At 30.4% G+C, this 24,946-nt stretch carries 54 protein-coding genes; 51 read left to right on the top strand and 3 right to left on the bottom strand.

Annotation, left to right across the window (positions count from 1 at the left end):
* Positions 1–2 precede the first annotated feature (2 nt).
* The gene (locus tag DFQ07_RS07480) at positions 3–947 is read left to right on the top strand and encodes a CPBP family intramembrane glutamic endopeptidase (protein ID WP_133535672.1); all 945 of its coding nucleotides are present in this window, start codon (positions 3–5) and stop codon (positions 945–947) included.
* Positions 948–970: 23 nt separating this feature from the next.
* Positions 971–2,101, top strand: coding sequence for an AMP-binding protein (locus DFQ07_RS07475; protein ID WP_133535671.1), 1,131 nt, complete (start codon positions 971–973; stop codon positions 2,099–2,101).
* A 254-nt stretch (positions 2,102–2,355) separates the two neighbouring features.
* Here DFQ07_RS07475 and DFQ07_RS07470 read toward each other — a convergent pair whose 3' ends face one another.
* Positions 2,356–2,982 (bottom strand): DUF4468 domain-containing protein, encoded by a 627-nt coding sequence (locus tag DFQ07_RS07470; RefSeq protein WP_133535670.1) that lies wholly within the window; start codon positions 2,980–2,982, stop codon positions 2,356–2,358.
* A gap of 387 nt (positions 2,983–3,369) precedes the next feature.
* Here DFQ07_RS07470 and DFQ07_RS07465 point away from each other — a divergent pair, with 387 nt between their 5' ends.
* The 3 genes from DFQ07_RS07465 to DFQ07_RS07455 all read left to right on the top strand — a co-directional run bounded on the left by DFQ07_RS07465 (position 3,370) and on the right by DFQ07_RS07455 (position 4,328).
* Complete coding sequence (locus DFQ07_RS07465) at positions 3,370–3,591, top strand: hypothetical protein (RefSeq protein ID WP_133535669.1); 222 nt, start codon at positions 3,370–3,372, stop codon at positions 3,589–3,591.
* A 223-nt stretch (positions 3,592–3,814) separates the two neighbouring features.
* Positions 3,815–4,129 (top strand): hypothetical protein, encoded by a 315-nt coding sequence (locus DFQ07_RS07460; protein ID WP_133535668.1) that lies wholly within the window; start codon positions 3,815–3,817, stop codon positions 4,127–4,129.
* Positions 4,122–4,328: a hypothetical protein gene (locus DFQ07_RS07455; protein WP_133535667.1), complete on the top strand. Its 207-nt coding sequence runs from the start codon at positions 4,122–4,124 to the stop codon at positions 4,326–4,328. Before DFQ07_RS07460 ends, DFQ07_RS07455 begins: the two co-directional genes overlap by 8 nt.
* On the opposite strand, the gene DFQ07_RS07450 is transcribed toward DFQ07_RS07455, so the two are convergent.
* The gene (locus DFQ07_RS07450) at positions 4,309–4,671 is read right to left on the bottom strand and encodes a helix-turn-helix domain-containing protein (RefSeq protein WP_133535666.1); all 363 of its coding nucleotides are present in this window, start codon (positions 4,669–4,671) and stop codon (positions 4,309–4,311) included. The two genes, DFQ07_RS07455 and DFQ07_RS07450, sit on opposite strands and share 20 nt — an antisense overlap.
* Positions 4,672–4,817: 146 nt before the next feature.
* Here DFQ07_RS07450 and DFQ07_RS07445 point away from each other — a divergent pair, with 146 nt between their 5' ends.
* The 34 genes from DFQ07_RS07445 to DFQ07_RS07300 all read left to right on the top strand — a co-directional run bounded on the left by DFQ07_RS07445 (position 4,818) and on the right by DFQ07_RS07300 (position 18,564).
* Positions 4,818–5,135 carry a hypothetical protein gene (locus DFQ07_RS07445; RefSeq protein WP_133535665.1) on the top strand — a complete coding sequence of 106 codons (318 nt, stop codon included), beginning with the start codon at positions 4,818–4,820 and terminating at the stop codon, positions 5,133–5,135.
* A 2-nt stretch (positions 5,136–5,137) separates the two neighbouring features.
* Positions 5,138–5,425, top strand: a complete 288-nt coding sequence (locus tag DFQ07_RS07440) for a hypothetical protein (RefSeq protein WP_133535664.1) — start codon at positions 5,138–5,140, stop codon at positions 5,423–5,425.
* Complete coding sequence (locus tag DFQ07_RS07435; RefSeq protein WP_133535663.1) at positions 5,425–5,649, top strand: hypothetical protein; 225 nt, start codon at positions 5,425–5,427, stop codon at positions 5,647–5,649. Before DFQ07_RS07440 ends, DFQ07_RS07435 begins: the two co-directional genes overlap by 1 nt.
* Before the next feature lie 99 nt (positions 5,650–5,748).
* Entirely contained in the window at positions 5,749–5,991 is a 243-nt protein-coding gene (locus DFQ07_RS07430) for a hypothetical protein (protein ID WP_133535662.1), read from the top strand.
* Between the two features lie 92 nt (positions 5,992–6,083).
* Positions 6,084–6,281, top strand: coding sequence for a hypothetical protein (locus DFQ07_RS07425; RefSeq protein WP_133535661.1), 198 nt, complete (start codon positions 6,084–6,086; stop codon positions 6,279–6,281).
* Positions 6,282–6,417: 136 nt separating this feature from the next.
* The gene (locus DFQ07_RS07420; RefSeq protein WP_133535660.1) at positions 6,418–7,224 is read left to right on the top strand and encodes a hypothetical protein; all 807 of its coding nucleotides are present in this window, start codon (positions 6,418–6,420) and stop codon (positions 7,222–7,224) included.
* 4 nt (positions 7,225–7,228) lie between these two features.
* Positions 7,229–8,176: a hypothetical protein gene (locus DFQ07_RS07415; RefSeq protein WP_133535659.1), complete on the top strand. Its 948-nt coding sequence runs from the start codon at positions 7,229–7,231 to the stop codon at positions 8,174–8,176.
* Positions 8,177–8,179: 3 nt separating this feature from the next.
* The gene (locus DFQ07_RS07410) at positions 8,180–8,785 is read left to right on the top strand and encodes a recombination protein NinG (RefSeq protein WP_133535658.1); all 606 of its coding nucleotides are present in this window, start codon (positions 8,180–8,182) and stop codon (positions 8,783–8,785) included.
* On the top strand, positions 8,782–9,201 hold the full coding sequence (locus DFQ07_RS07405) for a hypothetical protein (protein ID WP_133535657.1): 420 nt from the start codon (positions 8,782–8,784) through the stop codon (positions 9,199–9,201). The genes DFQ07_RS07410 and DFQ07_RS07405 overlap by 4 nt, the downstream gene beginning before the upstream one ends.
* A 32-nt stretch (positions 9,202–9,233) precedes the next feature.
* Entirely contained in the window at positions 9,234–9,404 is a 171-nt protein-coding gene (locus tag DFQ07_RS15560; RefSeq protein ID WP_166627749.1) for a hypothetical protein, read from the top strand.
* The gene (locus tag DFQ07_RS07400; RefSeq protein WP_133535656.1) at positions 9,404–9,640 is read left to right on the top strand and encodes a hypothetical protein; all 237 of its coding nucleotides are present in this window, start codon (positions 9,404–9,406) and stop codon (positions 9,638–9,640) included. Before DFQ07_RS15560 ends, DFQ07_RS07400 begins: the two co-directional genes overlap by 1 nt.
* Positions 9,637–9,840 carry a hypothetical protein gene (locus DFQ07_RS07395; RefSeq protein WP_133535655.1) on the top strand — a complete coding sequence of 68 codons (204 nt, stop codon included), beginning with the start codon at positions 9,637–9,639 and terminating at the stop codon, positions 9,838–9,840. The genes DFQ07_RS07400 and DFQ07_RS07395 overlap by 4 nt, the downstream gene beginning before the upstream one ends.
* On the top strand, positions 9,833–10,582 hold the full coding sequence (locus DFQ07_RS07390; RefSeq protein WP_133535654.1) for a hypothetical protein: 750 nt from the start codon (positions 9,833–9,835) through the stop codon (positions 10,580–10,582). The genes DFQ07_RS07395 and DFQ07_RS07390 overlap by 8 nt, the downstream gene beginning before the upstream one ends.
* A complete protein-coding gene (locus DFQ07_RS07385; RefSeq protein WP_133535653.1) occupies positions 10,575–11,273 on the top strand; it encodes a P-loop NTPase family protein in 699 nt (232 codons plus the stop codon). The genes DFQ07_RS07390 and DFQ07_RS07385 overlap by 8 nt, the downstream gene beginning before the upstream one ends.
* Before the next feature lie 53 nt (positions 11,274–11,326).
* Positions 11,327–11,467, top strand: a complete 141-nt coding sequence (locus tag DFQ07_RS15555; protein WP_166627747.1) for a hypothetical protein — start codon at positions 11,327–11,329, stop codon at positions 11,465–11,467.
* Positions 11,445–11,627: a hypothetical protein gene (locus tag DFQ07_RS07380; RefSeq protein WP_133535652.1), complete on the top strand. Its 183-nt coding sequence runs from the start codon at positions 11,445–11,447 to the stop codon at positions 11,625–11,627. Before DFQ07_RS15555 ends, DFQ07_RS07380 begins: the two co-directional genes overlap by 23 nt.
* Before the next feature lie 136 nt (positions 11,628–11,763).
* Positions 11,764–12,087: a hypothetical protein gene (locus DFQ07_RS07375; protein ID WP_133535651.1), complete on the top strand. Its 324-nt coding sequence runs from the start codon at positions 11,764–11,766 to the stop codon at positions 12,085–12,087.
* Between the two features lie 2 nt (positions 12,088–12,089).
* On the top strand, positions 12,090–12,281 hold the full coding sequence (locus tag DFQ07_RS07370; RefSeq protein WP_133535650.1) for a hypothetical protein: 192 nt from the start codon (positions 12,090–12,092) through the stop codon (positions 12,279–12,281).
* Positions 12,282–12,394: 113 nt separating this feature from the next.
* Positions 12,395–12,622, top strand: coding sequence for a hypothetical protein (locus DFQ07_RS07365; RefSeq protein WP_133535649.1), 228 nt, complete (start codon positions 12,395–12,397; stop codon positions 12,620–12,622).
* Between the two features lie 54 nt (positions 12,623–12,676).
* On the top strand, positions 12,677–12,949 hold the full coding sequence (locus tag DFQ07_RS07360; RefSeq protein ID WP_133535648.1) for a hypothetical protein: 273 nt from the start codon (positions 12,677–12,679) through the stop codon (positions 12,947–12,949).
* Between the two features lie 119 nt (positions 12,950–13,068).
* Positions 13,069–13,563, top strand: coding sequence for a DNA N-6-adenine-methyltransferase (locus tag DFQ07_RS07355; protein WP_133535647.1), 495 nt, complete (start codon positions 13,069–13,071; stop codon positions 13,561–13,563).
* 166 nt (positions 13,564–13,729) lie between these two features.
* Positions 13,730–14,074, top strand: a complete 345-nt coding sequence (locus DFQ07_RS07350) for a hypothetical protein (RefSeq protein ID WP_133535646.1) — start codon at positions 13,730–13,732, stop codon at positions 14,072–14,074.
* 6 nt (positions 14,075–14,080) lie between these two features.
* Positions 14,081–14,299 (top strand): hypothetical protein, encoded by a 219-nt coding sequence (locus DFQ07_RS07345; RefSeq protein WP_133535645.1) that lies wholly within the window; start codon positions 14,081–14,083, stop codon positions 14,297–14,299.
* Positions 14,300–14,313: 14 nt separating this feature from the next.
* Positions 14,314–14,511 carry a hypothetical protein gene (locus tag DFQ07_RS07340; RefSeq protein ID WP_133535644.1) on the top strand — a complete coding sequence of 66 codons (198 nt, stop codon included), beginning with the start codon at positions 14,314–14,316 and terminating at the stop codon, positions 14,509–14,511.
* Positions 14,512–14,523: 12 nt separating this feature from the next.
* The gene (locus tag DFQ07_RS07335) at positions 14,524–14,712 is read left to right on the top strand and encodes a hypothetical protein (RefSeq protein WP_133535643.1); all 189 of its coding nucleotides are present in this window, start codon (positions 14,524–14,526) and stop codon (positions 14,710–14,712) included.
* 12 nt (positions 14,713–14,724) lie between these two features.
* Positions 14,725–14,985 (top strand): DUF7352 domain-containing protein, encoded by a 261-nt coding sequence (locus DFQ07_RS07330; protein ID WP_133535642.1) that lies wholly within the window; start codon positions 14,725–14,727, stop codon positions 14,983–14,985.
* A gap of 11 nt (positions 14,986–14,996) precedes the next feature.
* Positions 14,997–15,263: a hypothetical protein gene (locus DFQ07_RS07325; protein WP_133535641.1), complete on the top strand. Its 267-nt coding sequence runs from the start codon at positions 14,997–14,999 to the stop codon at positions 15,261–15,263.
* A 50-nt stretch (positions 15,264–15,313) separates the two neighbouring features.
* On the top strand, positions 15,314–15,484 hold the full coding sequence (locus DFQ07_RS15550) for a hypothetical protein (RefSeq protein ID WP_166627745.1): 171 nt from the start codon (positions 15,314–15,316) through the stop codon (positions 15,482–15,484).
* Positions 15,485–15,487: 3 nt separating this feature from the next.
* Positions 15,488–15,637: a hypothetical protein gene (locus tag DFQ07_RS15545; protein WP_166627744.1), complete on the top strand. Its 150-nt coding sequence runs from the start codon at positions 15,488–15,490 to the stop codon at positions 15,635–15,637.
* 27 nt (positions 15,638–15,664) lie between these two features.
* Positions 15,665–15,916 carry an ASCH/PUA domain-containing protein gene (locus DFQ07_RS07320; RefSeq protein WP_133535640.1) on the top strand — a complete coding sequence of 84 codons (252 nt, stop codon included), beginning with the start codon at positions 15,665–15,667 and terminating at the stop codon, positions 15,914–15,916.
* 135 nt (positions 15,917–16,051) lie between these two features.
* Positions 16,052–16,834: a DNA adenine methylase gene (locus DFQ07_RS07315; protein ID WP_166627743.1), complete on the top strand. Its 783-nt coding sequence runs from the start codon at positions 16,052–16,054 to the stop codon at positions 16,832–16,834.
* Between the two features lie 57 nt (positions 16,835–16,891).
* Positions 16,892–17,299, top strand: coding sequence for a hypothetical protein (locus DFQ07_RS07310; protein WP_133535638.1), 408 nt, complete (start codon positions 16,892–16,894; stop codon positions 17,297–17,299).
* Between the two features lie 101 nt (positions 17,300–17,400).
* Entirely contained in the window at positions 17,401–18,213 is an 813-nt protein-coding gene (locus DFQ07_RS07305) for a GIY-YIG nuclease family protein (protein WP_133535637.1), read from the top strand.
* A gap of 123 nt (positions 18,214–18,336) precedes the next feature.
* The gene (locus tag DFQ07_RS07300; RefSeq protein ID WP_133535636.1) at positions 18,337–18,564 is read left to right on the top strand and encodes a hypothetical protein; all 228 of its coding nucleotides are present in this window, start codon (positions 18,337–18,339) and stop codon (positions 18,562–18,564) included.
* Here the strand turns inward: DFQ07_RS07300 and DFQ07_RS07295 are convergent, their stop codons facing one another.
* Positions 18,565–18,816: a helix-turn-helix domain-containing protein gene (locus tag DFQ07_RS07295; RefSeq protein ID WP_133535635.1), complete on the bottom strand. Its 252-nt coding sequence runs from the start codon at positions 18,814–18,816 to the stop codon at positions 18,565–18,567.
* A gap of 122 nt (positions 18,817–18,938) precedes the next feature.
* Between DFQ07_RS07295 and DFQ07_RS07290 the strand changes: the two genes are divergently transcribed.
* From DFQ07_RS07290 to DFQ07_RS07245, 12 genes are all read left to right on the top strand, one after another.
* Complete coding sequence (locus DFQ07_RS07290) at positions 18,939–19,328, top strand: hypothetical protein (protein WP_133535634.1); 390 nt, start codon at positions 18,939–18,941, stop codon at positions 19,326–19,328.
* A gap of 35 nt (positions 19,329–19,363) precedes the next feature.
* Complete coding sequence (locus DFQ07_RS07285; protein WP_133535633.1) at positions 19,364–19,588, top strand: hypothetical protein; 225 nt, start codon at positions 19,364–19,366, stop codon at positions 19,586–19,588.
* Positions 19,589–19,647: 59 nt separating this feature from the next.
* Positions 19,648–20,094, top strand: a complete 447-nt coding sequence (locus DFQ07_RS07280; RefSeq protein ID WP_133535632.1) for an ASCH domain-containing protein — start codon at positions 19,648–19,650, stop codon at positions 20,092–20,094.
* A gap of 183 nt (positions 20,095–20,277) precedes the next feature.
* Entirely contained in the window at positions 20,278–20,574 is a 297-nt protein-coding gene (locus DFQ07_RS07275; RefSeq protein WP_133535631.1) for a hypothetical protein, read from the top strand.
* Positions 20,575–20,887: 313 nt separating this feature from the next.
* Complete coding sequence (locus tag DFQ07_RS15825; protein WP_262708956.1) at positions 20,888–21,016, top strand: hypothetical protein; 129 nt, start codon at positions 20,888–20,890, stop codon at positions 21,014–21,016.
* A 251-nt stretch (positions 21,017–21,267) separates the two neighbouring features.
* Positions 21,268–21,654, top strand: a complete 387-nt coding sequence (locus tag DFQ07_RS07270) for a hypothetical protein (protein WP_133535630.1) — start codon at positions 21,268–21,270, stop codon at positions 21,652–21,654.
* On the top strand, positions 21,647–22,054 hold the full coding sequence (locus DFQ07_RS07265; protein WP_133535629.1) for a transcriptional repressor: 408 nt from the start codon (positions 21,647–21,649) through the stop codon (positions 22,052–22,054). Before DFQ07_RS07270 ends, DFQ07_RS07265 begins: the two co-directional genes overlap by 8 nt.
* Before the next feature lie 67 nt (positions 22,055–22,121).
* Positions 22,122–22,454 carry a hypothetical protein gene (locus DFQ07_RS07260; RefSeq protein ID WP_133535628.1) on the top strand — a complete coding sequence of 111 codons (333 nt, stop codon included), beginning with the start codon at positions 22,122–22,124 and terminating at the stop codon, positions 22,452–22,454.
* 42 nt (positions 22,455–22,496) lie between these two features.
* On the top strand, positions 22,497–22,721 hold the full coding sequence (locus tag DFQ07_RS07255) for a hypothetical protein (RefSeq protein WP_133535627.1): 225 nt from the start codon (positions 22,497–22,499) through the stop codon (positions 22,719–22,721).
* 8 nt (positions 22,722–22,729) lie between these two features.
* Complete coding sequence (locus tag DFQ07_RS15540) at positions 22,730–22,885, top strand: hypothetical protein (RefSeq protein WP_166627741.1); 156 nt, start codon at positions 22,730–22,732, stop codon at positions 22,883–22,885.
* Positions 22,886–23,473, top strand: coding sequence for a terminase small subunit (locus DFQ07_RS07250; protein WP_133535626.1), 588 nt, complete (start codon positions 22,886–22,888; stop codon positions 23,471–23,473).
* A complete protein-coding gene (locus tag DFQ07_RS07245) occupies positions 23,473–24,891 on the top strand; it encodes a terminase large subunit (RefSeq protein ID WP_133535625.1) in 1,419 nt (472 codons plus the stop codon). The genes DFQ07_RS07250 and DFQ07_RS07245 overlap by 1 nt, the downstream gene beginning before the upstream one ends.
* The last annotated feature ends 55 nt before the right edge of the window (positions 24,892–24,946 follow it).

Raw genomic sequence — 24,946 nt, 5'->3', positions numbered from 1 at the left:
CAATGAATTTTATACAACAAGCATATAAAGGGCAAAATCAGTGGTATTTATACTTGGTAGTTATTTTTATAGTTCTATTTGGATGGCAGTTTATAGGCGCGATACCGTTAGCAGTAACTGCAGTTTTGTATTCAGAAAATATGGCTGAGTTTTCAAGAGCAGCTGAGAATAGTTTTATGACTTTAGGAATTGATAAAAATTTATTTCTATTTCTGATGGTTATCATGTTTGCTTTTGGGTTGATTTCTTTATTACTTGGGGTAAAATACATACATAAGAGAGCTGTAAAAACAGTTGTAACCAGTAGAAAAAAAATAGACTGGAAACGTTTTTGGTTTGGGTTCATAGTTTGGGGATTGGTGTCTATTTCTATTGTAGCTTCTGATATTTTTTTCTCTCCAGAAAATTACACATGGAATTTTAAACCTATTCCGTTTTTTACGTTGGTAATTGTATCATTCTTGTTTTTACCTATACAAACAAGTTTTGAAGAATTATTGTTTAGAGGGTATTTTATGCAAGGCTTAGGAACTTGGTTTAAAAATAGATGGATGCCACTTATTATTACTTCCGTGGCATTTGGTTTGTTGCATGGTGCAAACCCAGAGGTAGAGAAATTAGGGTATGTTTCTATGGTTTTCTATATAGGAACAGGTTTTTTCTTTGGAATTACAACGTTAATGGATGAAGGTACTGAGTTAGTTTTAGGGTTGCATGCTATTAACAATATAGTGGCAGCTTTTTTAGTAACTACTGATTGGACTGTTTTTCAAACAGATGCTTTGTTTGTAGATACTTCAGATCCTTCTGTCGGTGTTGAGATGTTTTTACCAGTATTGGTATTATATCCGTTGATGTTGATATTGTTTTCAAGAAAATATGGGTGGAAAAACTGGAAAGAAAAGTTATTGGGGCGGATTGAAAAACCAGTAATTACTGAAGAGTAACTATAAAACATCATTTTGCTATATTGAAAAATCTCACTTTTCATAAAAATTTTCAACTAAACGGAGTTTCTTTTACTTCGGAAGAAGAACTGTTGAGTTTTTCTAAAACAACTAGTAGTTCTGTCTTTTCCTTTTTGTCAGATTGGTTTAATGCAGATGATTTTGTGGTAGTGCAAACTTCTGGTTCTACAGGAAAACCTAAACCAATTCCGCTAAAAAAAAAGCATATGGTAAATTCTGCTAAGGCAACAGGAGCTTTCTTCGATTTAAAAGAAAATACTAAAGCTTTACTTTGTTTGTCTACCGATTACATTGCAGGGAAAATGATGTTAGTCCGTGCATTAACATTGGGGTGGAGACTAGATATAGTAGAAGCTGTTTCCAATCCATTAGAAGGAACAGATAAAGAAGTCTATGATTTTTCTGCAATGGTACCTTTACAGTTGCAAAACTCGTTAGAAGATTTGCATAAGGTTAAAAAACTGATTGTTGGAGGCGGCGTAGTGTCTAACGACTTGATAGATGAAATTCAGAATTTACCTACTCAAGTTTTTGCTACCTATGGAATGACAGAAACAATTACACATATTGCTGTTAAAAAGTTGAATAATTATACGTCATTGCGAGGAGGGATGATGAAGGAATCTGTCGATAAAGAGATTACTTCACAAATGAAATTTGTTCGTAATGACGAATGTTATAAGGCATTGCCTAACATACAACTCTCTCAAGACAGTCGAAATTGTTTAGTGATTGATGCGCCAAAAGTATCAACAGAAAGAATTGTCACAAATGATGTAGTTCATTTGGTTTCTGAAACCGAATTTGAATGGTTAGGGCGTTACGATAATGTAATCAATTCAGGAGGAGTTAAATTACATCCAGAGAAAATAGAAGAAAAACTCTCTAAAATTATTACTAACCGTTTTTTTGTTATAGGTATTCCTGATAAAGGACTAGGAGAGAAGTTGGTGTTGATTGTTGAAGGTGTTACTTCGAGCGCAGTCGAGAAGTCTTTAAAAACTGAAGTGAAAAGTCTAAAAAAACTCTCTAAATACGAAATTCCAAAAGAAATTTATTTCGTGGATAAATTTATAGAAACTGAAACAAAAAAAATCCAACGTAAAAAGACGTTGGATTTAGTAGGTTTATAAGGATTTTACCTGTCAACATTTAAAAAAGCTTTAGTATTAAAAGCTTTTTTATAGTCTGATGAACTCATGCCAAATTGTTCGGCGTTGTAGTTTTCTTCTTTATCTATTTGTTATTCTTCCATTGAATGATATACGTTATTAACGTCATCGTATATTTTTGAATCCTTATATATACTGGGTTTTATTTATTGATTAATATATTATTTGTTCAATATTAGTTCAAAAATAAGTGCTTTTTTATCTAAAACTATATCCTACCATTCTTCTTTTTGTAGTTTTATTAAATTAGTTTTCAGAGAGGCATTTAATTGTTCGCATTCAGCTTTTATTTGATCTAACATAAAATCATCTCTTGTTTTAGTGTATTCATAGAACTTCAATAGTTTTTTTGGGTTTTCTGACATTTTGATAAGCCTTTTTTTTAAAGATCCTGATTCTGTTTCACTATAAGTTAAAATAGACTCTTTAAAACTTTCTAAATCTTTTGTGGAATATTTAAACAATTGTAGAGCAAACAAACCATATTCTTGCGAATCAAAAGAAAAGGAATGTATTTTTAATCTATACTTTTGATCCTTGAATTCAATGTTCATAATATAATTGATAGAACAACTTCCTTTACCTCCGATACCGTTGATTAACAACCCTTCAAACGAACCCTTTCCAATAATCTTTTCATCATTATTCAGTTTAATACCATTGTTAGTGTTTTTAAATTTTTCAACCAACCAAGTTTCTGTGTTTAACTTAATTTCCTCTTTTTTTAGGTCTATTTCATTTACAGAAGTATATATTGGTTTATAACCTATATCGTCAATTACTAATTGAGCTGAAGAAACTAGGGAAGTAAATAAAAATATAAGTTGCAGTATTTTTTTCATAGTTTGGTTAATTTGGTTTATAATATTGTAAACCTATTTAAAAAAAACTAATTTCAAAAAGGTAATCCGTAAAACATTTAAAATGTTAAAGAAATGTTAAATAAAACTCAGGGTTTTCCCTTAGTCAACTTTAGAATCATATAGGGAAAACCCTGATATAAATGTTAAAAAATCAAAATTTTAACATTTCATCACTACAAATTCAAAAAATAAATTATGTTTGTATGGTGTTTTCTTTAAATAAAAAAAAATTGTGAAAAAACTATTTAGTTTTTTTCCTTAAATATTAATTGTTAAAAACTTATCAAAACAAATGATGCAACTAACTGAATGATAGTTGATAGATGCTTATTTTTACTTGAATATTAATCTGAAAATTTAAGTAAAATGAAAAAAGTATTTTTATTAATCGCGTTATTCGGAATGGTTATGTTATCAAGTTGTACAGATAATACTGAAGAAAACTTACCAAATGAAACAGAAACACAAGAATTACAACAAGTTTTATCTTCTATCCAAACTGAAGAAATTGCTAAACTTATCGACCCTGAAAAAGAGTGCCCGCCAAACGATAGAAACTGCAATGGCGTTCCTGACGACCAAGAGTAGTGTATATTTAACCATATTATGTTTAATTGGCTGTTTAGCTCCTTTTTTGCATATATTCTACGGAATAAATGATACTGAAGGGTGGTTTGGGTACACATACATGTCTTCTTTTCTTTACGCAATTGGAAATAGAATATGTTTATTATCCGCAGGGTTGCTGTTATATTTTTCTAGCCAAAAGATAAGTAATGAATACAAAAACGTGTTTAGATTAATATCATTCATGGTATTATTCGTAGCATGTTTTTTTGTTATTCATATTTTGGTTCCCAAAAAAGAATTATGGGGCACACCTGATTTCCCTCCTTATTATTATTGGTCTAGCATGATATTTTTATCAATATTATCAGGAAGAGTTCTTATCCTTATACAGAAAGCACTATTATATTCTGAAGACAAACTTAAAACTTTAATTAAAAAATTGTTTGATTTTGTTTTAGGAGATTTAGAAGATGAGGATATGATAAAAGAGGAAAAGAAACTTATGTATAAAGAAAAATCATTAAACTTACTTAAAAACGCTTTAGACAATGAGTAATAATTACAAAGATAAGTTTAATAACTCTGATTTAATTTCTGATAGAATTAAAGATTCAAAAAGAAATCTTATTGAACAATTAGAAGAAAAAGCAGAGAAGGAAAAAGAAAAATTAACTAAAGAATTATGTTCTATGACACAAGAACAGGTCGAAGGTATGTACTTAAGACATATACCTGTTAACTATGCTCTTTCTTAATATTTAAAGCCCAAGAAGCAGCTTTACTTTCGAAGTTAGCTTTAAACAATCTGTCTTTCATAAATATATCCCAATTATCAAATACGCTTATAGCTATAGCTTCTATATTATTAGGAGCTATTTCTTTTTGATTAAAATTTGATTCTTCGCCAGTTATAAGCCATTTAACATCAATTTCAGGGAAAACACGAAGTAAACTTTGTATAAAGTCAACTTTTGGTATAGATTTCCCTAACACAACGTTTCTTGTTTGCGAGTCAGAATATCCAATCAAAATCCCTAAAGATCTGTAATTTAAGCCTTTAGAGTTCATTATTTGTTCAATCCTATTATGTATTTCCATAAAAAAGCAATTATTTTTCGTAAAAATACGAAATAAATATTGTATATACGAAATATGTATCGTATGTTTGTATCAACAACAACAACAACAACAACAACAACAACAACAACAACAACAACAACAACAACAACAAAGATATACAAAATATGGAAACAATTGTATTAGATAGTATAACATTAACAAAAAAGCAAGAGGTGTTGAATGCTTTGTTTCCAATTAAAACAGATTATCCAGAGTATGATGGAGATGTTTATTCTACAGTTGATTTCTCAATAAATTTTGAAACGCAAAACTTTTATGTAGTAATAAGTGGGGAGGTTTTAGTTGAATGGAGAGGCGGAGATTTCAAATTTGATTGTGTTTCAAGTATCAATGTTGTTATTAATTCACACAATGGAGAGGTGAGTTTAGAAGATGAGTTTATCAATCAAATAACTAACAACTTAGAATTCCAAAACCTTTAATTATGAAAATCATAGCAAACAATTTTACTGGGTATTTAACAAATGGTAACCGCTACAAAATTGTGGTAACTACAAAAAAATCTATAGTTAATAACGAGCGAAGGTTGCTAGTAGAAGTGTATGAGTCCTATAAGGATATGGGTGTATGGATGTATTCTGTTGCTAATTCTAGCACGCACTATTATAACGATACAGAAAGCTACATATCTGGGTTAAGAAGTGGCTTATCCTTAATAGAAAATCAATTAGAAATAAAATTACTAAAAGCAAATTTAACAGCAGTAGCATAATGACAGAAGGAAATAACATAGAGTATTTATTAAGACAGATTGAAGATAAATCTGACTTCATGATCAAGTTATCAGAAAAGAACGGAAGAAAAGTAAATACTATGAAAAACCATTGGTTTTCTAAAGCCAGTAATTACGGAGTGCCAGATGAAGAGCTAGGGAGTACGATTGATTTCATGCAAAAGTACATTCAGAAGCAAAACGGAGTGCCACAAGAAAATTAAAAATAAAAAAGTAGCAACCTTATTTAAAAGGAACACACACTGAGGAAGGGTTGGCTACTCCCTTCCTTCTTTAAACAAGACAATAATAAAGAACAAATTATGAATCCATTAAATGTAACAGGTAAAGCTTTTTGTGATGAGATAGGTATCTCATACAATGGACAAATAATGCAGTCTTTAAGAGAATTAAAGCTAGTTAACTTTTTTAAGGTCGGGAAGAAATATTTGTACCACTATGAGGATATTAAAATAGTTAACGAGTTACTAAGAAAAGGTGAAATATCTATAAAAACAAATAACGGGTATTACATCACTTTGAATAATGAAAGTTTGGTTAGTTGATTGCCTTCCTCTGAAAGCTTTGGGGGAATCTGTAGGAGGAAGGTATAACCAACCAATTAATAAAAGAATAACTAATCAAAATTAACTAACACATGTATTACACAAAAGAAAGAGTAGAGATTACTAAACGAATAGAAAAGGGATTAACAAAGCTTTTTATTGGTATGAGTGTAGAAGTAAGGAATGAGGCAGAAAACCATGCTAAAGATATTGGAAGCTACACCTATGAATCCTACACTGATAATGAATCAGGAAAAAGAGTTGTAATAGGCTTTGCAGTACCAAGGTAAGATAATTCGTCCTAAAACAATAACAGGAGTTTTACGGATGCTTCTTTTACAATAAATAAAACACAAATAATATTAACAGTCCGATTGTATGGGGGCGATAACTTCAAACCCTTCAACGGACATAAAACAATCGGAAATGGAAAAAAACACACAACTTAAAATTGCAAAACAACTAAATAATAGTGTTGTTTCAGTATTAGGGCAAGAAAATCTTAAAGGTTTTGAAAGAGCTTATATGATAGCTAATGCAACTGCAGAACTTAAACAATTACTTACACCTGAATACATGAAACCTATCATGCAGCTTCAAGGAAATGTACTTGGTTTCAAAACAGATAAAGACAATAATGGAGGGTACTCAGAAGCGATAGTAAAAAATTGTTTAATAGAAGCAGTTTTAATGGGTCTACAGCCTTATGGAAATCAGTTCAACATTATTGCTGGAAACACATATCCTACAAAACAAGGGTTAGGTTATTTATTATCAAACTACAAAGGGTTGTCTTATGAGATAGTCCCCTCTTTACCAAGGGTAAACAAAGAGAATACAAGTGCAGCTATTGTTATGAATGTTTTTTGGTCAATAAATAATTCTACAAAAAGAGAAAGACAAATTGAAATACCTATTAAGGTTAATAAATTCATGGGAACTGATGCTATAATTGGTAAAGCTACAAGAAAAGCAAGGGCATGGTTATATAGTACAATTACTGGATCAGAAATCTCTGATGGGGATATTCAAGATTTAGATTCTCAAACAATAGATGTAGAGGTGGTAAATGAAGAGGACAAGCGCATTTCAAGTTTCATTCAAAAAGCAGAAACAATCGAAGAACTTCAAGAAATTAAAAACTCATTAGACGAAGAGCAATTAAAGCTTTTTTCTGATGAGATAACAGAAGCTGAAAATCAAATAGTATTTAATCAAGAAACAAAAGCATAGAGTTATGAACTTCGATAATTATCTATTTAGACCGCACGCAGTAGTTAATATCATGGGGGGAGTTCCTAAACCATTAACTGCAAATCAAGAAAAGACATTAAATGAACTAAAAATTAGACACGAAGGCGATGGAAAACCTTTGACTTTAAATCAAGTTAAAACATTAGGAGGATTATTAGAAAGAAAGGATGCTAAATGCACTTTAACTGATGCAGCAAAAAAGTATTTAGAAAAATTAGTCTTTGAAGAGTTAACTAAAAGAAGTTCAAAAATTCAAGCAAAATACCTTGATAAAGGTCTTGTCCAGGAGGATAAATCAATTACAACTTATTCAAATGTTTTAGACAAACTTCTACTAAAAAACAAAGAAAGAAGAACCAATAAATATTTTTCAGGCGAATGTGATAATTCACAAGGAAAAATAAGAGACATAAAATCTTCATGGTCTTACGAGACTTTCCCATTAATGGACACTAAAATCAATAACAAAGGCTACATATGGCAATTAGATTGTTATATGGACTTATGGGATCTTAAAGAGAGTGAGCTTGTATATGTTTTAGTAGATACACCAAATAAGCTTGTTAATGATGAAATAAAGAGATTGGACTGGAAGCACAATGTTTTAGATCAAGAAGGTAATGTTAGAAACGAACAAAGTAAAGAATTGATTGTTGAAACAGTTTGTAATCACATTTTTACTTTAAAAGGATTAGAAAGTTTTTGTGAAAACAACTCATTTGTAGAATTAGAGTGGTTTGAAGGTGTTTTTATTGAAATTCCTGAAGAAATGAGAGTAAAAGTATTTCAACATAATTACTGTGAAATTAGAAATAGACAATTAAAGGAAATGATTGATTTAGCTAGAGACTACATGAATGAAGTTCTTCTTTCTATACCCGAGAATCAAAAGAAGTTAATCGAATTAAAGTCAACTAAAAGTGTCGCTTAAATAATGATAGAACCAAAACCAAAGCCCTGTAAAGGAACAGGACAAGCAAAAGGATATGGATGTGGTAAAATCACTAAGTACAGGGTTTACGGTTTAGGAAAAATGTGTTGTTATGCTAATTGGCTCTTAACATCTGAAAATGGAAAGATAAAATTAGCAAAAGCCGAACTAAAAGCAACAAAAGAAAGAAGAGAATTAGAAGCAGTAAAGGAAGAAAAAAAGCAAAGAAATGGACTTGCTTCATTGTTGAAATCGGTAAGGGATGTTTGTCATAAGTACATAAGATTAAGAGATATAGGAAAGCCATGTATAAGCTGTGGTGAACCTTATCACAAAGATCATCAAGCAGGACACTTTTATAAAGCAGAATTATTCTCAAGTATAAAATTCAACGAAGATAATATTCACGGTCAATGTGTTCAATGCAACATAAGGAGAAAAGGAAACGAAAGTGAATACAGGGTACGGCTTCCTAATAGAATAGGTAAAGAACGTTTTGAAAATCTAAACGAAATAGCAGCTTTAGATAAGCAGATAAACCATAAATGGGATCGAGAAGAATTAAAAAGAATACGCAACTATTATAACCAAAAACTTAAAGAATTATGAAATTAGAATCAAAGCATATTACACCTTATTTAGAACATCAAGTAAAATGCGTTATTACTGATGAAATTACAAAAATTATTGACACTATAGATTCACTTCATGTGAATCCAGATGTTTTACTGACAACTACACAAGGGTATGATTTTTATTTAGACGCAGACTGTAATGATTGCGCTTTAGAATTAGCTTTAAGACCACTATCATACTTGAAAAAACGTTTTTTAACTGAACATGGGTGGATTGATTTGTATGAAACGTTTAATGAAAATGAGAGGTCACAAATATTAAGAAACGATTTTAATCCATTAACAATGTTATCATATACAAGTATTCAAAGAGTATTTGAGTGGCACTTCGACGTATTCGGACTAATAGAAAAAGGATTAGCGGTTGATATAAACACTTTAAATAAATAATATCATGACTTCAAAAACGGGGGGGGGTAAAAATGGAAGAATACATAGAGAAAGTAAAAGAGTTTGCTTCTTATGTAGATCAACAAGAGAAGATAGTAGGTATTTATGCTACTAATGAAGATGCTCTTATTGCAGAAAAAAGCTTTGCTCTAAAAAAGTTAAGAAACCTATACAAGTTTAAAATACAAATGGTAATAAAATAATGAAAGTACAGGGAGTTGTTATTCAGGTAAAGTATGAAAGTAAGCCGCCAAAGCAGAAAGTTAAAATTCAAGAAGGAAGCAACTCAATGTGGGTTGAGTTAAGAGGAAAACTAAAAGAGATAGGGAAGTATTTAAAGGAAGGAGACAAACTTTCTGTAGAGTTCATATCAAACGCCCAGGAAAGTAAAACAAACACTTTTAATAATCTTATAGCAAAGACTATAGAAAGAATATGAATTATCCTATAAACTTATTGAAAACAACACTTAGAGAGGCGGAGGATGCTCAATTACTATGCATAAAGAGTTACAATAAGGAGGATTATAAGAAAATTCAAAAAGAAGTTGTTACGCCATTAAAAACAACTATAAAGCTAATTGAAATGGCAGTTGAAAACAAAATTAATTACCCCGATAGAATAGAAGATTATGAATAGTTATGAATTAAGTAGGCAATGGTTTGATTTCTCATTTGAAAACCCAGAATTAATAAGACCTATTCATACTGCTATATACTTTTTCGCAATTGAGCAATGTAATAGGCTTGGATGGAAAGAAAAATTTGGTCTTCCATCACACATGGTAATGGAGGCTATTGGAGTAAAAAACTGGAAAACTTATAAAAAGGGATTGACTGATCTAGTTAATTGGGGGTTCATAGATATGATTGAAGAATCAAAAAACCAACATACTAGTAATATAGTTGCTATTGTAAATAATACCAAAGCAACAACCAAAGCACTAGACAAAGCAACATCAATCCAAAGTATAAAGCAAAGCCAAAGCACATTACAAGGCACTGTTAGTATAAATAAACCAATAAACCATATAACCAATAAACCAATAAACAAACAAACAAGTGAGATGTGTGATTTTGAAAAATTGATTTGTAATTATTTTTCACAAACTACAGAATCTCAAAAAATAAAAGTTCATGGTTTTCTAAGAAGTTTAAAAAACAAAAATGAATTTGAAAATTTTAAAAAACAAACACTTGCATACTTCGATTACAAAAAACACACAAAAGAAAAGATACATGGATGGTGGGGGTACCAATCAAGTTGGGACGAAACAGATTGGGTAGATAAAAAAATAAAACTAGAGTCAGAAACTAAACAGAGTACTGTCGAAACTTTGAACAGAGAGTCACTTATAGAAAAAATGAAGGAATATGAATAAAAAATGCATCATTCAAGAAGTGGTTGGAGTGGATAAAGAGATTGTATCGATAGATAAAAATATTTTATGGAATGAGTTTAAAAAAGCTTCCAATGAAATATTAGAGACCAAACCAGAAGATTATTGCAAAGAATCTAAATGCGCTTTTAAGATTAACGATTTCAATAGGGAAATAGTTTTTACAATACTAAGATACTTTGCTGGGGATGAAAACTTTGATAAAAATGGAATTATAAAAAACAAACCTTCATTAGTCAAGGGGTTATTTATTTCTGGTGAAATAGGAGTAGGAAAAAGTAAACTCTTTGAAATATTGTCTAAAGCAGGCAGAGAGCTGATAAAAAAACACAGATACGCTAGAATGCATTTTAGAACAGTAAGTTGTATTAGTATGGTTAGCGGGTATATGTTGTCTTCCAAGAAAGATCATCTTGATTTCAATATTAAAAGTTTTTATAAAGGAAAAATAAATTTTGATGATTTAGGTGCTGAAAAAAAGGCTTTTAACTCTTACGAGTTAATGGAGGAAGTATTATTTGAAAGACACAAAGGGAAATCTTTAACCATCATTACAACAAATTTATCGATGTCAAACATATTAGAACGATATGGTTCTAGAATAGCTGATAGGATACCTGAAATGTGCAACATATTAGTTTGGAAAGGAGAAAGCTTGAGGCACGAAAAGTAAAATCATATTATAAAAAACTATTTCAAATTATTACAAACCAATACTAGGTAATTATGATACGAATACAAACAGTAGTATTTCCAAAAAGAAAAACTAGTAGTGTTGATCAATGGATAGGCTACATAAATTCAGAACTAAAGCAATTAATAGGTTTAGAAAAACATAAAAGTTATGGCAAGAAAGAAAAAATTTGATGGAGGTAAATCTACTAAGGAATACACTCAAGCATATCTAAAAGAACAGGGAGAAAAAGCATTATTAGACGCAAGGAATCTAGAGAAAATTCAAATAAATGAAGGAAAAGTCTGGATAAAAGAAGGGAAAGCAATGGTCTTAAGAAGCATAACCAATTAAAAAACCAAGCACAACGAGTGAAAGGGCGAATATTACGTACGCCTCAGAACTCAAGAGCAATAAACGGAGTATCAGTAACTCGTTGTGTTTTTAAATAGTAGTAAAACTAATATTAACAACTTTAAATAAAATAACCATGTTAACAACAATACAAGAATTAATTCACCAAAGAACCAATGCACTTGAATATGACAATTTTGAATTATTGAATAAAAAAATAATTGGTCGAGTAGATGCAGGCGGAAAAGTAGAAATTCAATGGAAAGATAAAGAGAATACTGATACTGGATATGTATTTACTCTTCCAAATATGGATTTAGATGAAAATGATTTTTTCATTCATATACCTTATCCAGATAATTCAGGCGGTATTGGTGATGCACCAGAGGTTCATATTCATGCTCTTGAGTTAGCGTCTTTTGATTTAGTGTATGCAATTAAGTGTTCACCAAAACAGTAGTTATGGCAAACCAAAAAGAAGAAGAAATGGCTCAAAGATGGATTGATGAAATGGTTGAATTAGGGTTAACCAAATCTCAAATGGTAATAGTAATTCATAAAGCAAGAGCAAAATATTTAGAATTATTAAAGAATCAAATACAGTATATAAAACAAGCTCCCGCCGAAGCGAGAGCTAAAACAAAAGCTAGGTGAAGCACCAAAACTTTCGACGTAGGACTCCAAAGATAATACTTCACAAGCTTTTCAACCGAAAAGCGGAAGCCGAAAAGCTAATAGAGTAGGCAAATTTTTAAAATCATTTAATCATGAAAAAATCAATTTTAGAATTAGGAAAACCATTAAGTATTTCTGAACAACAACAAGTTAAAGGAGGGAGATATGAATCGGGTTCTACTGTGTGTTCAGGAGTATTTCAAGGGGTTCATTGGGCTGTCAAGTCGGATGATGGAGGGTATTATCACGAAGAGTGGAGTGGTGGTGTGTATTATAAAACATATTTAAGTGGAAATATAGAAGCTCAAAGCATGTGCTAATATCAAAACTAGAAGTTAACAAAATGCCCTTCGGGGCATTTAAAAAACTGTAGTATGAGTGATAAAGGCGAATTAAACGGAACATGCAACATGAGTAGTTGCACCACAGGAAAAAAAGCAAATTGGTACAACTACGGAAGCAGAAAACATTACTGCGAAAATTGCGCACGCAGATTAAACGCAGATGAATTTAACCAAAGGGATGCTATGCGCCTTTTCGGACATGAATTATGTAAAGAAGTAAAACAACAAGAAAGTTACCCATGTTATAACTGCCAAGGTGGTGGTTGTCCTGTTTGTTCAGGAATGGGTGTACTATACAATTAAACAGTAGTATGAATAAAGGAAATAATTGTGCTGCTTGTGGAGATAATAATAATTCTGTGTACTTGTGTTCAGAATGTATAGAATGGCTTAACAGTGAAACAAATTAACAGTAGTTAAAGATGTCACACGAAGCACAAGGAAAATCTAACGAGTGGTACACGGCAAAATTTATTTTTGATGCGCTAGATGTCAAATTTGATTTAGATGTAGCGAGTCCAGAAGATAGAAGTTTTTGTAATGTTCCTGCAACAAGATTTTTCACTAATAAAAATGATGGTTTAAATACCGGTTGGATTGGTTTTGTTTGGATGAATCCACCTTTCGGAGATAGAAAAACAAAAACAGCTTGGATAAATAAATTTATCCATCACGGAAATGGAATTGCTTTATTTCCAGATAGAACTTCTGCTTCATGGTGGCAATTAATTGCTGATAATTCAGACGCTCACTTATTCACTAAATCAAGAATAAGCTTTATCAAACCAAGTGGTGAGTTAGGGAATCAACCTGCAAATGGTACCACATTATTTGCAATAGGATCTAAAGCTATTCAAGCTTTAAAAAATGCCGAAAAGAACGGTCTCGGCAAAATGTACTGTTCATTAAAAGTGTAGTTAAATGATATATCTAAAACATATAACAAAATACGGTAAGACCTATCCAGTGATGATTGTGATAAATAGTACAAAAAAATATTTAACAAAAGAAACATTTGAAGAACTGAGAGAGAAAATTAATGAATTTAAACTGTAGCTATTGAGCTACACAAAAACGCAAACTATGGAAACATTAAACAGTTCAAAGCCTAAAGCTAGAAAAGAGCACCGATGCAATTTTTGTTGGGGTGTAATCCCAAAAGGAGAGGTTTACGAATCACAAACAAATGTGTACGAAGGAACAATTTATACTTGGAAAGCTCATACATCTTGCCAAGACATTGCTAGGGAATTAAAAATGTTTGAGGACGCAGGAAGTGAAGGTGTTTGTGATGGAATGTTTAGTGAATATATAAATGAAGAATACCATTTACTAACTGAAACAAGCAAAGATGAATCTGTCATTCTTCCTAAAACTACATTTCAAGAAAGACTTGAATATGTAAAAAAACAAAGACTAATTAAATAGTAGATAATGGAAAAAATATTATTGAATAGTAAAAGTGAATTGAGTAAAGCACTTGACTTTTTTGGGAATGAATACGAAGGTAGGATTAACAGAGTAATAAGAAGTTACCCATGTATATTAATTGGTGATTATTCTGAAGATATTGAATGCGGTGATGGATATAACTTTTCTACCGTAATACCAGATGATTTCAAACAGAAATCAGGAGAAATAACAAGAGGTTAAAAACAGTAGAAATCATGACAGTAAAAGAATTAAAAATGAAATTAGAAAGCTATCCAGAGCATATGGAAGTTTTAATTGAAGACACTGATGGAGAATTTCAATTCAAGCCATTAGAAGAAATGGAAGTTAGAAATGTGAAATTTTCTGAAGGACATGAAGGCGAACCATTCGCTTTTGAAGATTGTCTTGTGTTAGGAGAAGATAACATTTAATCTGTAGTGAAAATGAGCGGTAAAGCAATAAAAGTAATCAAGGAAATTCGTAAACGTGAAGATTTCCATCATCAAAGAGTAATTTTTTGTAGAGAACAAAATATGACTTTAGATGTGATTAAACATGAAGCAATTGAGAACGAATTAAGACGTGTGTGTTCATTGTTGCAAAATGAATTCGAAACAGGATATATTAATTAAACAGTAGAAAACGTGAAAAGAATATATAAATACAAGCTACATATAAAAGACTTTCAATTTTTAGAATTACCAAAAGGCTATGAAATTTTAAAAGTTGATAGCCAGTTTTACGAAATTTTTATTTGGGCTTTAGTTGATCCAGAAGCGAAAACTGAACAAATTGAATTAGAGGTTTTTAGCACAGGTAATCCAATTGATAATTTCAATAGGAAATATTTAGGAACTGCTTTTATAGAACAATCTGTATGGCATGTTTTTCAACGAATAAATTAACAGTAGAAATCATGACAACAGATGAGGCAAAAGCATATTTAATAGAGAATACACATTTAACTGATTCTGATTTTGAAAAAGCTTCAAAAGAAGACGTCGCTTGTGAATTAGCTAAGGAAGGAGAATGGGTACACAATTTTTATTCTCCATATCCAACCAATGAATGGGAAATGAGAACAGCAATTGAAATGGCTCAGGAACATCAATATCATAACGATCAAGATCAGATAGACTCCTATGTTGATTTTATGATGGGAACAATGAACTTTAAACAGTAGCTTTTAAAATATGGACTAGATCCAGTACAAATTATAAGCGCACAAAAAACATGAGCAGATCTGCTCGCATTTTTAAAGACATGAAAAAATTAACAGAAAAACAAATGAAGCTAAAAAAAGCTAGAGCATTTTTAAACAAGAATTTTCCTCTTGGATGGAATTTAAAATGGAAAGATGAAAATGAGGAGGTTCAGAAGTTAGCTAAGATTATAAAACTGTAGATAATGGGATTAGAAAGCATAATTGAAAAAACGACAAATCAAGCCTATAAAGAAGGACAATTAAAGTCTCTTTTGAGAATGGTTTATGAAACCGTTGATGAAAAGCATATAGCATCATCATTGAGAGAAAGGATAAAAACAGAAATACAGTAGCAATCTAGCTACGCAAAAACGCAAAAGATGAAAATACACAATCTTAAAATATTACCAATTCATTTTTATCAAGTTGAGAATGGATTTAAAAAAGTAGAGTTACGCAAAAACGATAGAGATTACAAAGATGGCGATACTTTGTGTTTAGAAGAGTGGTGTCCATATACAGAACAATACACAGGTAAAGAATGTAACGTAAAAGTTACTCACATACTACAAGGAGGTAATTATGGTCTAGAGAAAGACTATGTAGCAATGAGTATAGAAATTATAAAGTAATTGTAGCTATTGAGCTACAAAAGAAATTGCGCACAAGGTCCCTTTCGGATGGGTGGAAAGCAATATAAGTAAACATTTATCGGGAAGTTTCGCGCCAATGCTTTTTGTACCGATTTTTTTAAAACAGTAGATAAAGTGGTATTAACAAGACTAGGAAATAAACGCAAATTAGCAAAACAGCTTCATGCGAATTTTTTACCTCATAGAATGAGAATTGAGTTATTCTTTGGCGCAGGTGGTAGTTATTTTTATTTGCCTACTCCTAAGTTTTCAATACTTAATGATGCTGATTCAGACGTAACAAATTTGTACTTGGTAATGCTTGATCAAAAAGAAGAATTAAAAAAGCAATTGGAATTATTGCCAGTTTCGGAAAGTTTGATCAAGTACTACCTAAAAAATGAAGAAACAGATCCAGTTAGAAAAGCAGTTAGATTTTTATTGCTATCTAATTTTACTTACATGGGGAAAGGAGATACTATAAGACTTGGAATAGGTCATTGTAAAAGAAATTTAATTGATCGTATTGAACCAACTTTTCAAATGCTTAAAAACGCAAAAATTACAAACGTTGATTTTCGTGAGGTATTAGGAAAAATTTCATTTAATGACAAAGTAACACCTAAAAGTGATTGTTTGTGTTATCTAGATCCTGTTTACTTAGGTACAGAACATACTTACAAGGTAAATAAATGGACTGTTAATGATACTGAGGACTGTTTTAAAATAATGGATACTTCAGGTATTAATTCTGCAATGTCTGAATTTGCAACTGAACCTGTTTTAGATTTTGCTTCCGATTACAAAATGAATGTAATCTATCTCGAGGAAAGAAGAAATTTAAAAAACAGAAGACAAGAAATATTAATCACGAATTACGTAAAACCAAAAAAGGTAACGTATTCATTAAATCTGTAGGTTAAATAGCGATACCTACTAATAATGAAATCGCTAAAAACTTTAAAAACAATCAAAATGAAAAAAATTAACATTTTAACGCTAATCGTATTATCATTAACATTTACATCTTGTTATGAATTTAGCAGAGAACAACATTTGTTAGATTCTGAAAATAACGGAAAAGCAATTTTATTAGAGGCTGAATCTAGTAAAAAAGCAATGATTGAAGAAGCAAAAGCAAAAAATGAAAGCGCAACGTTAGAAGCAGAAGCTAAAGTAAAAATAGCTAAAGCAGAAGCGCAGGCAGAAATTGAGAGAGCAAAAGGTGTAGCTGAAGCAAATAGAATAATTGGAGAATCAATGAAAGGAAATAAAGAATATTTAGAGTACTTGAAAATTGATGCTATAAGAAATAGTCAGGGAGATAAGATATACGTTCCTACTGAAGCTGGTTTACCTCTTTTAGAAGCAAGGTCAAAATAATGAAAGCAACAATTTTATTATTGGTAGGTATACCAATAATAATCGCCCTATACTTTTTCGTTGGGGCGATTATTAGAGACTATTTTAAAAAACAGTAGATAATGGGATTTTTTAAAGCATTTATAAGGGTAGTAAAATCTTTAGCTGTAATAGAAGATAAATATGGGTGGACTAATCCTTTTGATTCTGTTACTATAATCAGGGAACCACTTATTGAAGCAAAAGATAAGAATGAGGTTAAAGAAATATTATTGAGTAAATATCCTCAGTTTTTCCCTAAAGATAAAGTTTATCAACGTGAAACTAAAGATGAAGCACAGTTTTTCTATGTAGTTATTTTCCCCCTTTATGAATATGAAAAAATATTAATTGAAGAAGGAGAATGGAAATGTTCACAATGCGGACAAGTACATGAGAATAAATATGTATCAAAACCAAGGATAGATGAAAGGCTTTTAGGGTCAGATGTTATGTTTTGTTCAAGTGATGACGATGTATGTTATGAAAATTTCAAAAAGGAAAAGTGGAATAACGTTGAGTTTCCAGATGATGAATACTACATAACTAAAGAAAGTCCTATTTATATCTATAAATGCACAGAGAAAGCAACAGACAAATGTTATGTAGGTAAAACAAGAAATGCACCTTTTTTTAGATGGTGGAATCACTTAACGAAAAGTTATAGTCCTTTTGGATTGTATTTAAGAGAAACAAAGTTGAGTGATTGGACTTTTGAAGTATTGGAAGAATTACCGAGTAACATAGAAGATAGTCAGGTTAATAAGGTAGAATCAGAATACATGCTAAAGTTTAATAGTATAAAGAATGGATTCAACTCAGTAATTAGCAATAAAGAAGTTTTAAATAATAACATTAATCAAATAGATATATTTGTGTTAATAGAAAACAGATAAATTCATGATAACAATCTTATTAGCTTATTTTATAGTCAAAAAAATTGACGATTTAGGAGATTACAAAACACCAAGAGGAAAATACAAAAACAGATATAGATAAATTAAAAGATTACAATATCCATGAATGAAAAAGATATAAAAAAAGCGGGTTTTGAATTTGATAAAGAGTACGAATACGATAAATGGTACACTCGTATTTATAAGAAAGGAATTATTATAGTAGAGTTTACATATTTAGAGCAAAACAATAAATTGGTTAGTTTCAATATGTATATTGACAAATCAATTCCAAAAACATTTTCTTTTAGAGAGATGATGATGCTGGATTTAATTTTAAACAAAGAGTAATTATTCTTTTCTAATTCCCCACCATTCACCATTTGAATTATAAAAATGAGCAAAATTTGGAGAAGACGGTTCGATTAGTTCTAATAAGTCACAATTAAGAAAATCAGCAGCTTTTTGAAGTTTATCTAAAGGAATCTGGTTAGTCCCTTTATTGTAGTAAGATACTTGGGTAGGAGTAACTTCTAGATATTTAGCTATCTCACCCATAGATACATTTTTTGTCTTAGCGACTTCTTTTAATCGTAGTTTCACAAAGTGAAATTAAAGTAAAACTTTTAAAAATACAAATATTTCAAAAATAAACTTTAAAAATATTTTATCAACTCAAAAATAAACTTTAAATTTGAAGGGTAATTCAAAGTAAAACTTTTAAAATGACTCAAATCAGACAAATAGAAGTAGGGGAACGTATAGAGTGTGTATATAAACACAAATCGAGTAAAAAGAAAATCACAATTGGAAATACTTATGAAGTTGTAAAAGTAAGAAAGTACACAAATGATATTATTAGTGGATATTATATTATCAATGATGATGGAAAAAGAGAGTATCATGATAAGCATACACAATCTTTTAAAAAAATCACTGATATCTATACAACTGAAGAATTAAACCTTTTGAAAAGGTTACAGAGAAATTTATTATGTGTTTTATCACTTCATTCAATAGATTTATCAGGACTAAATGAAGAAGCATTGGAAGAATTTATTCATAAAACAAGCAAGGAGTATATAAAAAAAATTAAGCTAAAAGATTATAATTAAACAAACGATTGATTTTCAATCATAATTTTACAACTATGGAATGTCCACATTGTGAACAAGAATTACATTATCATGATTATTATTATACTGGAAGACCTGAAAGTTTTTATGGTACAGCAGGAAACGGAATATATTACCCTGCAAGTAACTACAAAAAAATGGGAGATATTTACAAATGTGATAATGAAGAGTGTGAAATGTTTGATGAGTTTTTTTATACTGATGAAAGTAAAGAATTACATGAAGGTTATCCGTGTTAATGCATTAATATAAAAAAACATAACATCATCCCGATATTTAAACTAAAGAGTATTATAAAATGAAAGCATTGTCAATAAAGCAACCTTGGGCGTCATTAATAGCTAATGGAATCAAAGACATAGAGAACAGGACATGGAAAACAAGTTTCAGAGGTCGTATTTATATTCATAGCTCTTTAAAAAAAGCAGGAAACTTACCAAATATTTTAACAGAAGAGCAAGCATGGTACATCACTTCTAAAGTTAAAGAAATGCCACAAAAAGTAGATTATATGCCTTTTGGAGCAATCATTGGTGAGGTTGATATTATAGATTGTGTAATTAATCACGAATCTATTTGGGCAGAAAAAACTAATGGAGTAATTGTTGGAAATGAATTCCATACTAATAGAGACACCAAAATAATTTATAATTGGGTTCTTGCAAATCCTGTTTCATATAAGGAACCAATCCTTAATGTAAAAGGCAAGTTATCTTTATGGGATTTCCCTAAAAACAATTTTTAAAAATCATTCTTTTTTCTTCTGATATGTTCGTTTAAGATCAACCCAACACACCATAACATAAAAAACACAAATAGTAGAATTAAATCCTGTAAACTAACATTCAATTCACCCAAGGGGATTTTAACTTTTTCTGGATCTACAAATAATAGCATAAAACAAATATAAGAAATATTAAATTTGAACATGAAACAAACAATACAGAAAGTAGAAACATTGTTTAATAAACTAGAAGAATTTAAAAACAATAAAGATTTTAAGAAATACGGTTTTTCAATTGCATACAAATATAATGACTGGTTAAAACAAGTTACTGATCTAAAAGAAAAACTAGCTTCAGAAAATAAAATTAATGAGGAGCTACTTGTGTTAAAACTTCAAAACTTAGGACTGAGTTACGCAATCACAAAAGGGGCAGAAGTAGAAAGAACTAAGAAGGTTAAACAAGAATTACAAGACATAATATATAAAAAAAACAACTAAAATAATAGTTGTTTTTTTATTGTAAAGTACTATATTTGTTATAGTTATCGGCACATTCGCGGCTTAAATTAACAGCGTTTCTTCATTGGCGTATAAACGTCTATCCTCATCACAGGAGAAAATAAAAGTGAATCTTCAAAAATTTATAAAACTCAATACAAGGGTTAAAAACACGTAGTTAGATAAATCAGAGGAACTGGACAGTATTCGATGGTATTAAGTAACGTGAGGTATTTGCCAGTTTAACGCCAACAGTCGCAAGCCAAAAATCTATCCACTCTTGTAATTAAAGAGGTGTGAGTATCTAAATAAAATGACTATAGATGAACAAATAGAAGATGTTTATAAGCAAGAGTGCAATAGAGTTTCAGATAAAATAATATCAGGTTTCTACTACACTTTTTCAGAGTATAATGGAACTTCTGTTTTTGACGAAATTTAATTGTATTTACACGGTGAAGCAAGTAGATTAAGCCCCGATAAACACTAATAATTTAAAAATCATGACAAAAACAATTTTACAAATATTTGGAGTAGTGTTCTTGCTTCAAATAATTTTTGGAATAGTGATAATAGTAAGGACTATATGTTTTGGTTATTCTGACTATGGATTAATAGTATTTGTAATAAACTTTTTTGCATTTATCACATTGTCATTTTTTGCTTCCTTAATAGATAAAAAGAAAAAGAGTCATGAATAATATACCTACCGTACCTATTGAAAAAGTAAGCTTAGAAGAAAATTACTATGAAGATACAGATGGTTATGTGTATTCAGCCACTAAGCTTATAGAACACTCAAAACAATATCCAATATTTGACATGCCTTTATCTGGAATAGATCTTAGACGTAGTACTTGGGAGATAAATGATTTAGATGATTTTATTCACCACGCCAAAAGATGTACAGATACAGACTTGAAGCATCCTATTATACTAGATAGATATGGAACAATAGCTGATGGGTGCCATAGAGTTGTAAAAGCAATTGTTCTAGGTAAAAGAACAATTAAAGCGATAAGATTAGAAACCATGCCTCCTTATGATCGAATAGAAAAAAATTCTCAAAAAAATGAGTAAACTAATAGAAATAAGAGAAAATAAAGTTTTTGTAGATATAGGAGGAGAGATGAAAGAAACAAACGACTGCACCCTTATAGGGGCTACTGTTTTAAAATTAGTTAATCAAAGTAAAAGTAGCTTATTTGATAAACACAAAAGGAGCTTAGATAATTATTTAGAGAATAATAGTTTGAGAAAGACTCCTGAGAAGTATGCAATACTAGAAAAGATATGTGAGTATGAAAGACCTTTTACAAGTAAAGAGCTTCTATACAAAATGGAAAACACTTATAGAGTATCAAAAGCAACTTTATATAAAACTCTAAAGGTTTTTAAAGAGTGTAGAATAATTAAATCGGATAGTGTTATATATGTTAACAATTCGTTTAAGCAAGTAATATTCAAATTACAGAATTAAATAATAAACAAATAGGAGAATGCCGAAAATCCTTTAAAGAGTAAGCAATACATAAACACATACATATATGCCATTTATTTTAAGACGTGTCACGTCAGAAAACAGACAAAGCAATGAAATTTTAGGTGATGTTTATCATTTGGTTTATGATGATAGGAAATTGACAAAAGAAGAGGAAATTGATAAGACTTATAAAACCCCAATGAGTGAACAGTATAACCTTCTTTTAAAAGACCATCCAAAAGATAATCATAAAGACATTCATATGTTTATTATTTCTGAAAAAGAAGAGAAAGGTAAGTTTAAGCATGTAATCACGCCTATTTACTGTCCTAGTACTTACTATATAATGACAGAAAGCGGAAAGACATTTAGTACTATTAGGAGGATAGATTTTTAATTAACACAATGCCCTTCGGGGCATTTTAAAAACAATGAAAGTATGAGTAATAAAGAGGTTTATGTAGGAACATACCGTGAAAAGATATTACGTGAAGCATCAGGAAAGACAGAGGTTAATACAGTTCATAATAACAAGGAAAAGTTAGAACAAGATTTTTTGAAAGCTTGTAAAAAAGCTAGAGAATCAATAGATAAACCAAAATCCGCAATAAACAATTTGAGCCAAAATCAAAGATTAATCCAAACCAGTAAATTTCATAAATAAAGTTTAGGATGATTCAAATCAAAGAAAAATTAGAAAGAATATCTACATTAATTCAGAAACAGTTAAAAGATACAGAAAAAACATTTAAACAAGCTGAACCCTTAGCAAATGAGTTTGGATATACTTTTTGTAAAAAAACAGGAAAACTTTTAAAGCAAGAATAAATGAAGGAAAGTACTTTAGAAAAATACAAGCTAATAATTGATGAGTGGTTTGTCAATGGGTTTAACGGAACTAAAGCTTATCAAAAGTTTTATCCATCTGTAAGTGAAGAAACTGCTAAAGTTAATTTCTCTAAAATACTAACAATTACTAACGTATTGGAGTATGTTTCAGAAAGACAAAAACAAAATGAAGAAAATAGTCGATTAAAAGGAGACGACATAATCAAAGAGCTTGAAGCAATGGCAATGTTGGATGTCACAAACATTGTAACAGTTGGTTCTATTGAAATACCTTATAAAACAAAAGATGAAGAAGGGAATGATATAATTGAGACAATGACAAGAACTGGGGTTGTTATAAAAAACTTAGATGAACTAACCCCTGTACAAAGAAGGTCAATAGTATCAATAAAAGAAACTAAAAATGGTATTCACATAGAGTTTTTTAATAAAGAAAAAGCTTACGAAATGTTAGCTAAACATAAAGGTCTTTATGGAGAACACAACTATCAAAAGAATGAAAAGCTAACTAAAGAAGAAAGAAAAGCAAGAATACAAGAATTAAGAAAAAAAATACAATCTGAATAGTGGGGTTGACAGATGATGAAATATTAGAATTAGAGCAATTACTTGAAGAAGAAAAGATTGATGAGTTAAAAGATGGATTGATAGTTTTTAATGATAAAACTAGTCCTAACTACAAAATACTTCATGATTCAATTAACGGGCAGAAATGGGGTTTTGATAAAGAAGGAAAGCCCAAGCTCTTATCTGGCTATACCGGTGCTGTTTTAGAAGGTTCTTCAAGAAGTACAAAGACATGGGGTTCTATTTTCATTATAATCTACTTAGCTACAATAAAGCATGAAGAGGACGGATGTACAATAAATGTCTACCGGGAAACATACAACGAATTCAAAACAACATTATATGATGATTTCAAGAGGATTTTAAATCTTTTTGGATTAGATAATCCATTTGAAAGAGCTAAAGAAATAAGCTCATTTAAAATACTAAACACTAAAGTAAATCTATTAGGAGATGGTAAGTTTGGAGGAGGTTGTGATTATGCTTTCTTTAATGAAGTAATGTTTATTAGAGAAGAGGTGTTTAAGCAGGTTAAAATGAGATGTAGAATATTTTGGTGGATGGATTTTAACCCATGTTTTACAGACCATTGGGTTTTCAATACTGTAATTCCAAGAGAAGATGTAAACTACCTAAAAACTACTTTCAGAGAAAATAAATATATCTCACCTAATGAGTTAAATGAAATATTAGCTTATGAACCTTGGTTACCTGGCTCTTATGAGGTAACAGAAGACGATGTTTTGTATAATGGAGAATCTATTAGCGAAAAGAACCAGCCACCACCTCACCCCAAAAATGTAAAACAAGGAACAGCTAGTGTGTTTGATTGGAAAGTTTACGGTTTAGGACTAAGAGGAGCCATGAAAGGAGTTGTATTTAATCAGCTTACTTGGATTGAAGAGTTTCCTGATGTCGCTTACACTTACGCAAATGATTTCGGTTTTACGGCTGACCCTAATGCAACAGTAAGATATGCTGAAGATGAAAATAACATCTGGTTTGAGCTTTTAATATATGAATCAGTTGAAACACCTGATAGATTAGACGAAATGCTGTTGGAATGTGGTGTGGAGAAACATTTACCGTTAGCATGTGATAGCTCAGATAAATATACAGGAGAAAATAAAGGAACAGTTGAAATGGTTCAAGGACTTGTTGACTTAGGATGGGATGAAGCCTTTAAAATATCTAAAACAAAATCTATTATGTTCTGGCTTCTTTCTATGAAAAGAAAGAAAATTCATTGTGTTAAAAATAAGCTATGGAAGCATGTCAAAAAAGAAAGAGAAAACTACAAGTTCAAGGAAGTTAATGGTATTCAAATAAATCAACCAATAGATAAGTATAATCACGTTTGGGATGCTGTTAGATATGGACACATGAGTCATAATTCGGGATATGACATATTCTACTAAAACTACTAATATAAACTATTTAGTACCAATAACAGCAAGCCTTTGATTTTATATT

This window comes from Tenacibaculum caenipelagi (assembly GCF_004363005.1).
GTDB classification, from domain to species: Bacteria; Bacteroidota; Bacteroidia; order Flavobacteriales; family Flavobacteriaceae; genus Polaribacter; species Polaribacter caenipelagi.
Note: the sequence above shows the minus strand (reverse complement) of the source record. Positions and strands in the feature narration are given on the sequence as shown.